Origin of the sequence: Streptomyces sp. NPDC005811 (assembly GCF_040630405.1) — a bacterium.
GTDB lineage: Bacteria > Actinomycetota > Actinomycetes > Streptomycetales > Streptomycetaceae > Streptomyces.
Genome location: NZ_JBEXXK010000114.1, coordinates 1 through 9,075, shown reverse-complemented (window position 1 = coordinate 9,075; position 9,075 = coordinate 1). Strand labels below are relative to the sequence as shown.

General features: G+C 68.4%; 9 protein-coding genes and 1 pseudogene. 8 read left to right on the top strand and 2 right to left on the bottom strand.

Annotated features, from left to right (window positions below; genetic code table 11):
* Nucleotides 1-159: 159 nt before the first annotated feature.
* A pseudogene (locus ABZ490_RS51660) lies at nt 160-447 on the bottom strand (RlpA-like double-psi beta-barrel domain-containing protein); the annotation flags it as partial.
* 670 nt (nt 448-1,117) lie between these two features.
* On the opposite strand from ABZ490_RS51660, the gene ABZ490_RS51655 reads away from it, so the two are divergent.
* A complete protein-coding gene (locus ABZ490_RS51655; RefSeq protein ID WP_359007878.1) occupies nt 1,118-1,375 on the top strand; it encodes a hypothetical protein in 258 nt (85 codons plus the stop codon).
* A gap of 8 nt (nt 1,376-1,383) precedes the next feature.
* Here the strand turns inward: ABZ490_RS51655 and ABZ490_RS51650 are convergent, their stop codons facing one another.
* On the bottom strand, nt 1,384-2,955 hold the full coding sequence (locus ABZ490_RS51650) for a zinc-ribbon domain-containing protein (protein ID WP_359007875.1): 1,572 nt from the start codon (nt 2,953-2,955) through the stop codon (nt 1,384-1,386).
* Nucleotides 2,956-3,033: 78 nt separating this feature from the next.
* Between ABZ490_RS51650 and ABZ490_RS51645 the strand changes: the two genes are divergently transcribed.
* The 7 genes from ABZ490_RS51645 to ABZ490_RS51615 form a co-directional block, all read left to right on the top strand.
* Nucleotides 3,034-3,669, top strand: coding sequence for a hypothetical protein (locus ABZ490_RS51645; protein ID WP_359007872.1), 636 nt, complete (start codon nt 3,034-3,036; stop codon nt 3,667-3,669).
* Nucleotides 3,670-3,916: 247 nt separating this feature from the next.
* Complete coding sequence (locus tag ABZ490_RS51640; protein WP_359007869.1) at nt 3,917-4,468, top strand: hypothetical protein; 552 nt, start codon at nt 3,917-3,919, stop codon at nt 4,466-4,468.
* Nucleotides 4,465-5,427, top strand: a complete 963-nt coding sequence (locus tag ABZ490_RS51635) for a hypothetical protein (protein ID WP_359007866.1) — start codon at nt 4,465-4,467, stop codon at nt 5,425-5,427. The genes ABZ490_RS51640 and ABZ490_RS51635 overlap by 4 nt, the downstream gene beginning before the upstream one ends.
* 185 nt (nt 5,428-5,612) lie before the next feature.
* Nucleotides 5,613-5,849: a hypothetical protein gene (locus ABZ490_RS51630; protein ID WP_359007863.1), complete on the top strand. Its 237-nt coding sequence runs from the start codon at nt 5,613-5,615 to the stop codon at nt 5,847-5,849.
* Between the two features lie 554 nt (nt 5,850-6,403).
* The gene (locus ABZ490_RS51625) at nt 6,404-7,489 is read left to right on the top strand and encodes a dsDNA nuclease domain-containing protein (protein ID WP_359007860.1); all 1,086 of its coding nucleotides are present in this window, start codon (nt 6,404-6,406) and stop codon (nt 7,487-7,489) included.
* A complete protein-coding gene (locus tag ABZ490_RS51620; RefSeq protein WP_359007857.1) occupies nt 7,479-8,060 on the top strand; it encodes a hypothetical protein in 582 nt (193 codons plus the stop codon). The genes ABZ490_RS51625 and ABZ490_RS51620 overlap by 11 nt, the downstream gene beginning before the upstream one ends.
* Nucleotides 8,057-9,075 (top strand): hypothetical protein (locus tag ABZ490_RS51615; RefSeq protein ID WP_359007854.1); only part of this gene is annotated, 1,019 nt, incomplete at its 3' end. The genes ABZ490_RS51620 and ABZ490_RS51615, both read left to right, overlap by 4 nt.

Here is a 9,075-nt window from a genome sequence, read left to right as displayed (position 1 = left end):
GCTGCGATGCCCAACACCCTCGCCACGATCACGCCGACACCGCCGTAAGGGCTCGTTTCCCAGACCCGGGCAGTGCGGGACACTGGAGGCGTGTCACGAGGACTCGGGCGAGTGCAGCGGGCGGTGCTGGCGTACGTGCTGTCGCACCGATGAGAAGAGTCAGCTGCCTTCGATCCACGTGGTGTGGAAGACGGTGGTGCTCAGCGGGCGCAGCTGCTGGAACGCCGGGATGCTGAGGTCGATCTGGTCCGGCTGACAACGAGGGCACTCGTCGACGACCGTCACGCTGACGGCCCCGCCGGACCAGCTCCCGTCGGCGTTGCCCATGACCAGCATCTTCCGGCCGCACGCGGAGCCGTTGGCGAACACACGCGTCCAGACCGACACCACGAGCTCGGTGTTGAAGTTGTGATTCCCGCCGCACTTGGTGACCCCGGAGTTATTGTACCAGGTGACGTTGCCCCAGTGCTGAGTGCCAGGACTCTACGCGGCGGCGGGTGTGGCACCCGCCACGGCCGTGGCGACGGCGCCGAGGGAGACGGCGCCGACCGCCAGGGAGCGCCGGGTGGCACCCTTCATGCTCCTGAGGACTCTGGCTGTACGAGGCACGGGAAACTCCTGTCGGGTATGCGAGTGTGCGAGCAGGCCGCGCTCGAGCGCGCCCGCACATGACGGCGGGCTTGCAGGAGCGGAGACCTTGGCATCGGCCCTGGACTGCCAGTCAACCAATACTTGATTGTTCAACTGCTGTCTGTGTGTTGCTGGCGGCCGTGCCGAGACTTCAGGCTGACGATGACCAACCTGCCGCCGGCCTGCCCCAGGGCCCCTTCGGCAACTGCTCGGCGGGTGACCGCGGTTGTCTCGCTCGGCGGCGGGGCCGTGCGGGGCCGGGCGATCGGTGCTGCCCGGCCGGTGGAGCGGCAAGCGCCGTTGGGCGGCGCGTGGCGCGCTGCTGGAACGCGAGGTTGAGGTCATTGAGTTGCGCCAAGGGTTGCGCCTATCTGCTGCTCGGCCCGCAGGACCGTCCCCGCGTCCGCGCAGGTCACCACCCGGTTTTGCCGTGGTCGGCCCGCTGACATCGCCGTTGCGGCTGCTCTGCCCATGTCCCTTGGCTGGAGTGAAGGAGGAAGGGACGGGCGGGATGGGCGGCGCGGCCGCAGCCGGGGATCGGGGCGCGCTCAGCCGGTTGCGCGTCGGCCGGGGCCTCCGCGCGTGCCGCCATCGCGCGGCGAATCAGCCGTTCGTCGACGCGCTGACCGAGCTGGTCCAGGCGCAGGCCGACGCCACCGGCTTCGTGGTCCTGCACCGATGGGTGGAGATCCTTGAGCGGCACTTCCCACCCCACTTGCCTGACCCCGACAACGTGGCCGAGTAGCCCGGCCCTCACCACAAGGCAGACTGCACGCCCTCGATCCGCCCCGAGATGGACTGAGGTGCGGGCCGGTCATCGGCCGGTGGAGCAGCGGATTGCCACTCGTTGATCAGACGCTGCGCCAGCGCAGCTCCCAGACGGCGCCCGCCCTTGAGATAGGCGCGCGCACGCTGACAGGTGTCGTCGGGCCACGAAGCCAGCGGCATCAGGTGCTCGACAACGATGCTGGCGGCCGTGAACGGGTCCGCCAGGTACGGCACGACCACGTCGCCAAGCCGGGTCGGTCGCAGCGGTTCCTCACGTACCCGCACCACCATCCAGCCGGGCCGGTGGTGTTCTACGGCCTCCGCCTTGAGCCGATCGCGTTCCTCCGCGTCGCGGTGCCAGTGCGAGCCGTCGAACTCCACGGCCACGGCCTGGTCGTGGTCCGCCGGGAAGAGCATGTCGAGCCGGTAGCGGCCGTGCGGCGTCTGCAGCGGGTACTGCTGCTCTCCGCCGGTGAGGACGAGCTGGAGTTCGGCGAACAGTTCCGTCTCCTGCCGGGAGACGCTTGTCCGCTTCCGGCAGCGCGGGCAGCCCTGCCTGCCCATGAAGACGTGCGCCACCTGGGCGGACCAGGGTTCGTGTCCGGCGGGGCACAGCCACCAGACCGGCACGTTGGCCCCGGCGGTCACCTCCGCCGGGGTGAGGGCGTCGTTCAGGGACGGGTGCCACAGCGCCGCGATTTCGGGGCTCTCGCGCGACAGCGCCTGGTAGCGCACCCGGCCGGAGCAGGAGGGGCACGCGGCCACGCCGCGGACGCGGTGGAAGACCTTGGCCCGGAACTCGCCGGCGCACACGGTGCACTTCCACCAGACCAGGCGGTGCGAACCAGCGGTGACGGCTTCGGCCGTCAGCCCGTCGTTGCGCTCGGGGTGCCACTGCGCCGCCAGGTCCGGCCGCGCCTCGGGCAGAGCGGGAGCACGCTTCCTCCGGGCGCAGGCCGGGCAGCCCGACCCGGCGACGGTCCGGTGGCTCACCTTCGCCTCCCAGCGGTGGCCCCGGGAACAGCGCCATCCCAGCCGTACGCGGGAGTTGACCGGCAGTTCCGCCACGTCGGCCGGTGCGGTGTCGGGGTCCACCTGCGCGAACAGCTCGGGCATGTCGGCCAAACGCCTGTCCGGTGCATTGCGGCCGGCCCTCGCGCAGGCCGGGCAGCCGGTACCGCGACTGCGGTTGGATATTCGCGCCTGGTACTCGTGCCCCACCGGACAGTGCCACCAGACCTTGCGCTGCGAGCCGGGCCCGAACTGGTCCGGCGAAGCGTCGTTGCGCGGGTGCCACTCGGCTACCAAGTCAGGCGAGTGCTTGCTGAGTGTGGTCCGGCCACGGGGCACGTACCCGGCGCACTGCGGACAGCCGGTCCCGGCGACACGGGAATGGACCTGCGCCTGCCAGACGTGCCCGTCGTCGCACCGCCAGAACACAGCCTTGTGCGAGCCGGGACCGATCTGCGTCAGATCCAGATCGGCGTTCAGGTCCGGGTGCCACTGGGCGGCGATGGCCGGGTGCTCGTTGACCAGGAAACGGGTGCGACGTGTCATGAGCACGCACCGTAGGGCACGCCACTGACGTGCCCTTGCTCTCCGGCCGTTGTCAGTGGGCGAGCGGAGAATCACCGGATGGCCCATGAACCGACGCAGGCCGGCGAGTCCGAGATCCTCGCTGTCTCCTTACGCGCTTACCTGTCCGAGACCGGTTTCTCCTTCGCCGGTCTGACCGGCAAGGAGGCGACTCAGGCCATCACTGGGGCGGTGGTGCAGTGGGTGGGAGCGTCGGGGTGGAGGTGCAGAGCAGAGGCGCAGATGCGCTACATCGATCCGCCCCGCCTGAAGAACGGGGGCTGCATCGCCTACTGGTCGCCGTCCTGGTCTGCCTACCTTGACCTGCGCGTGATCCGCAAAGACGGCTTACTGATCGCCGTGGAGATCGACCGCGCGGACGAGAGCACCGCCGTGGACAAGCTCCGCGACGAAGCACTCCGCGGCCGCCCCGCGCTGTGGATCCGCTGGCACGGAGCGCTGCGGGCCGAGCTCCCGGCCGGTGTGGCCCGTCTCCACCTGCCCACGCGGTCCAGCAAAGCGCCCCTGCGGTACTCGCTGGCCACGGTGGCCGGCACCGAAGCGATCACCCTCGGACCGGCCGTCACCCCCGAGGCCCGAGCGGACGCTCTGCGGCGGGACCAGCAGCGGATCGCGGACGAGAAGCGTGCTGCTGCCCGCCCCCAGGAACCGGGCCCCACCCGTTGCTACTGGTAAAGCGGGCACGCCACGGGCCTCGGGGGATCAACCATGAGTTCCCCGGGGCCCATCGGGGCGCACGTTCACAACCCTGCGCCCCTGTCGTCACGCAGTGCCCGGCTGGCAGGGTTTCGGCCACCGCATCTGATTGCCCGGCGGGTCTCGGACTACTGCGGGGACGGTCGATCAGTTTGACGGCTGGCGGCGACTGCCGGCGGGAAGTGTCCGGTCGGCGCGTTGTCGCATCGCGGGTGGGGGTGGTTCGGTGAGCAGCACCGAGCAGAAGATCGAGGAGCAGTTCACGCAGATTCAGCAGAAGGTCGGCGCTCGCCATGCGGAGGTGCTGAAGCACGACGTCGACGACGACCAGTTCGCGGTGGAGTACGCCCGGCTGGTGAACGTCACCAGCAAGCTGGTGGAGTTCGAGAAGACGATTCCCGAGCGTCTGGCCGAACCCGAACCCGAGCGCAGGCGCAGTGAGCGCATCGTGACATGGTCCTGGCGCGGCCAGGCGGCCGTCGGAGCCGTGCTGATCGCACTCGTCTTCGTCCTGGACCGCTCGACCTGGTGGTTGGTCCTGCTGGTCCCGCACTTCGTGGGAACGGTGGCCGGCTGCTTTCAGAAGGTCGATGCCGAACAGCACCGTGACCGGCGTTTCGGGGCTATCGGCGTGCACGTGGTCACCCTCCTGGTGGCCCTCATCAGCCTGAGCGTGATCAGCCGGTGGTTCATCTTCGCCGCCGCCCTGGGCTGGATGCTGGTCGCCGGGTCCGTGATGGACAGCACGGGCGCCGACCCGAAGGGGGCGCGGCAGTGAGCGACGACTACGGCTACCAGGTCCGCCGTCTGGAGACCCGGACCGGCGGGGTGGAGAACGAGCTGCACTCGCTGCGTTCGAAGCTGGGGGAGGTCGAAGACCTCGACTACGAGCTGCGCGACATCCGTGGCGGCATCCGTAGCCTCGAGGACGATCTCAGCACCGTCCGCAACGACCTCACCGAGCTGGACGACGACGTACGCGGCCACATCCAGGACACCGATCAGTCCCTCAAGCGGCTGACCGGCCGCGTCCAGGCCCTCGAAGCCCACCTGCTCGCCGCGGGCGGTGCCCCACTCGCCGACCTCGACACCATTGACCCGGAGTGGAAGAAGCTGGCCAGGACCGCCAACCACGGCTGGCACGTGCGCTCCGGCCTGCTCCCCAGACACCAGCGCGAGGCACACCGCCTCAAGGTCCGCGAGTACGAAGGCGCGGTCGCCGAACGCGACGAGCACCGCGACAAGGTGGTGGAGGCCGCCGGCATCCTGGCCAGTCAGCCGCGCACGTCCCGCGAGTTCAAGCAGGCCGTCATGGACTTCGGCATGTCCCACACCCTCGCCGCAAGCCACGATCAGCGGGCCCGGCAACTGGCTGGCCCCGCCCGAGCCTCCCAGGCCGCACTGGCCCAGGACGACACTCTGCGGCAGGCGAAGGCGTCGCTGATCGAGCAGGGCGACAAGGCGGAGCGGAAGCTGAACTGGCTGCTGCGCGGCCGTCTGGCTGACGCGATCCGCGACCGCGCCCTGCTGCCCATGTGGTTCGTGACCGTGCTCGGTTCCGTGCCACCGGCGCACAAGACGCAGGAGTGGATGGACCTCGCCACCCAGGTCCTGGCCTACCGGGTCACCTACGGGATCACGGACCAGGTCGTCGCGCTCGGACCGGCGCCTGACGAGTACGTGCCGCGCCGCACCGAGTGGCACCGCGAACTCACCAAGGACCTGCGCCGCTGGTAGCCCGCGTGGGCGAGCGACACTGGCCCCGGCTTCCTGGCCGTGTTGTGCCACCGCGTTGCAGCCCCACCCCGGGGCTCACACGCGGCCGGCCTCGGCGGCGAGTGGGCGGCGTGCCCCCGACCACGGGCGCCGGGGAAGGCGTGTCCGAAGCGACACGCAATTCGAACAAGCGATCTAATGCCGGTATGGACGCGACCGACTTCCCCGACGACCTGGTGCAGACGCAAGCCGCCTGGAACGCCATCTACCAAGCACTCGCCGCACCCCGCCCCCGCGACACGACCGCCCTGCGCCGCCGCCTGCTGCTCCTGTCCGTACGGCTGTGGTGGCACCCGCACTGGGAAGCCGTCTCCTCGGTGCCGACGGCACGCTCCGAGCTGCGCCACCTCGCCCGCACCCACGGAGCCGTCCGGGCCGCGTGACCGCACGGCCCGGCCGACCAGGAGCACGGGGTTGCGCCAGGGGTTGCGCCTGTCTGTTGCGCTGGATGTTGCGCCAAGGGTTGCGCTAGGTGTTGCGCGGCCCGCAGGAACGTCTCCGTGTTCGCGCAGGTCACCGCCTGGGTTTGCCGTGGTCGGCCTGCTGACATCCCCGTTGCGGCTGCTCTGCCCATGTCCCCTGGCTGGTGTGAAGGAGGAAAGGACGGGCGGGATGGGCGGCGCGGCCGCGGCCGGGGATCGGAGCGCGCTCAGCGGGTTGCGCGTCGACCGGGCCGCCGTGCCGCGCCGCCGTCAGCCCGGCGGCGGAGGCTGGGACGGAAGTCGCCGGCGCCTCGGTGCTGTTCTCCCGGCGCCGAGCCCCATCAAGGGGCGGTGGGGTGGGCAACTTTGTTGCTGAGTGTCAAGCGTATTGCCACACTCTGTTACTCGGTGGTGTACTTGGCCGCCTTGGATGATCTAGGGGGTGTGGGTGCGAGCCACAGGGTCGTCAGCCAGTTCTGTGTCGCCTTACGGGCGCCTGACTCATCGGAACGCCGATGTCTGCAGCGCCGGCTGACGGCGGACGCCGAAGTCGGCGCGGCTTCGCCTACCAAGACGCGGTGACGCTTCTGGACTGCCTGGACATGCATGAGGGCATGTGGACTCAGGTCTCCTGGGAGGACCTGGAAGACATCGTCTGTAGGAACGGTGACGTGCCCGCGTACCGCCAGGTAAAGACCATCGAAGAAGCTGGCAAGCGGCACAGTGTCGCCAACGTGTGTGCACCGGACATTCCGAAGAAGCCAGAGACGAGCTACCTGGGAAAGCTGTTCCTCGGGAAACCTCTTCCAGCCGAGACTCGGTTCACCTTCATCGTCAACGAGAGTCCGCAGGCCGACTTCCATGCGTTCGTCGTCGATCGCGGACAGCAGCGTGGTCCTGTCCCGTTGAAGATTCGTGACGACATCATTGTTCGGCTCAAAGGCGTAGATCTTCCCGATGCCCGCGACATCGGCTGGTGCGTCGACCGTCTAGAGGTCCTTGTTGAGGGCCGCACGATCGAGCAGGTTGAGGACAGGGCCCTACGTCGGCTCGGACCGATCGTGACGAAGGTTCTGGGGGAGCCGCCCTTGACCACTGACATCGAAGACGTCCTGGTCTGGCTCGGAGTTCGCATCGCACGCGACGCGCTTGCTCCAGTGCCACGCAAGGTGTGCCCCAGCGACTTCCAAGACATGCTCCACGAAGCGATCACACGGGCTACCGGGCGAAGGCCGGACGGGAGCACTGCGCCTCTCACGAAACTCACTGACAAGCTCGCGGTCGCCGGAGTCCCGTCAGACGAGGCGGTAGGGCACCTGGACAACGCGCTGAAGTACCGTCGGGCCTGGCGTGCCAGCCTCGGTCCAGCCCGCGAGGCGATGGACGCCTTCGCCGACGAAGTCCACGCCATCTGCTCACGCGTCATGGCAGAACGACGTGCCGGACGCATCCCCGCCGGCTCAGAGGCATACTTCGAGACCCTGACCCGCGTAGAAGACCTCCCCGCGGTGAGTAGCGGCACCGTGTCCCTCGCCCGAGCTCACGCCGTCCTGGCGGACATCACCGCCCGCTGTCAGAACCGGTACGCCGATGCTTCATAACATCGGCGCGAGCGCCGTCCCGCCGCCCCACCGGCCATGGGACCCCGACGACTCGCCAGACTTTCACGCCTCGCGGCTACTGCTCCTGGTTGCCGAGTGCGGCAGCGCCCCCGGTCCTCATATCGCCGGCCGCACCAAGCTCGCGAAGCTCGACTTCTTCCTGCGCTACCCGGCTTTCCTCGAGCGCGCACACACGGAACTCGCCGAGACCCTGAGCGGACAGGACGCTTTTCGCGCATCGATGCCCGAAGAGGTAGAGGCCCCGATGATCCGGTACCGGTTCGGTCCCTGGGACCCTCGCTACCGCCAGTTTCTGGCCTTCCTCATGGCCCGCGGTCTCATCACCATCACCACCAGCCACAGACCAGAGCGCGTCCGCTTGACCTCGGGAGGAAAGCGAGCGGCCGCAGCGCTGGCGGACATGGACGAATTCCAGCCCATCGTCACTCGATGCCGCGCCATGAGGGACAACCTGGCGCAGTGGTCCGGGACCGACCTGAAGAACCTTGTCTACCAACTCTTCCCCGAGGAAGTGGCGGACCTCGCCTACAACCAGGAGATCAGGCCATGACGACGCCCCCGACACCCTCCCGCAAAGGGCTGCGAGTCGAGTCGGTCACGCTGGTGCACATGTCGGGCGAGATGGATACGTACGCGTTCAACACCGCCGGCCTCAGCGTTCTGTCTGGCGTCAGGAACAGCTCGAAGACCACCACGCTCAAGGCCATCGACTACTGTCTGGGCAACAGGGACAGTCCGACCGAGGCCCTGAAGGCGGCCGTGGCCGACGAGTACGTAGAGGTCAGCGTCGAACTGACCCTAGACGGCGCTCCAACGGAGATCCGGCGCAGTCTCCAGTACGGGCGCCAGAACAAGGTCGTACTGGACGGCGACGAATTCCCTGTCGGCGAGTTCTCCGACCGAATCCTGCACAAGCTTGGCTGGCCGATCCTCAGTATTCCCAAAGGCATCCAGGCCACCACCGCCACCGAGCTCACACCTCTGACGTTCCGCAGCGTGCTGCGCCACATCTACCGCAACGAGGACTCGTGGACTCAGTTCGCTGACAAGGAACAAGAGTTTCTGAGGCGAGCCGTCATCAGCTACCTCTTGGGTTTCGCCCCGACCAGGTACAGCAACCACGACTTCGAGCTTGCGGCAGCACAACGCCGACTCGCACAGGCGCAGGCGGCCGAACGAGAAGTGCATGACAGCACAGACCGAGCCGTCGCAGCCGTCTGCGAGAACCTGCAGCTGCCAACACCCAGGAGCGAGCAGCAGGTCAACTCCATCAGAACCGACTTGCGGGCCGAGCTCGACGCGGTTGTCAGGCAACGTTCCCAGCTGACTCGCGAGGTGGAGCAGCTTGTTGCCAGAGGACGCCAAGAAGGCGATGCCGGGGCAGTGAGCCATGGCTACGACGCCACCCTGTCGCACCAGTACGAGCAGGCGACCCAGAAGCTCACGAGCACCGCCGAGACCGTCGCCGGCCTCGAGCAGGTCCTGACTGCCCACATGCAGTCTCACAACACGGTCCGGGCAGAGATCGCCCGTATGGAACGCCTTCTAGCCTCCGTCGACATCTT

Excerpts from the sequence above, each read along its gene's own strand:
- ABZ490_RS51650 (WP_359007875.1), bottom strand. The coding sequence starts at position 2,955 with ATGACACGTCGCACCCGTTTCCTGGTCAACGAGCACCCGGCCATCGCC.
- ABZ490_RS51645 (WP_359007872.1), top strand. The coding sequence starts at position 3,034 with ATGGCCCATGAACCGACGCAGGCCGGCGAGTCCGAGATCCTCGCTGTC.
- ABZ490_RS51630 (WP_359007863.1), top strand. The coding sequence starts at position 5,613 with ATGGACGCGACCGACTTCCCCGACGACCTGGTGCAGACGCAAGCCGCC.
- ABZ490_RS51625 (WP_359007860.1), top strand. The coding sequence starts at position 6,404 with ATGTCTGCAGCGCCGGCTGACGGCGGACGCCGAAGTCGGCGCGGCTTC.
- ABZ490_RS51620 (WP_359007857.1), top strand. The coding sequence starts at position 7,479 with ATGCTTCATAACATCGGCGCGAGCGCCGTCCCGCCGCCCCACCGGCCA.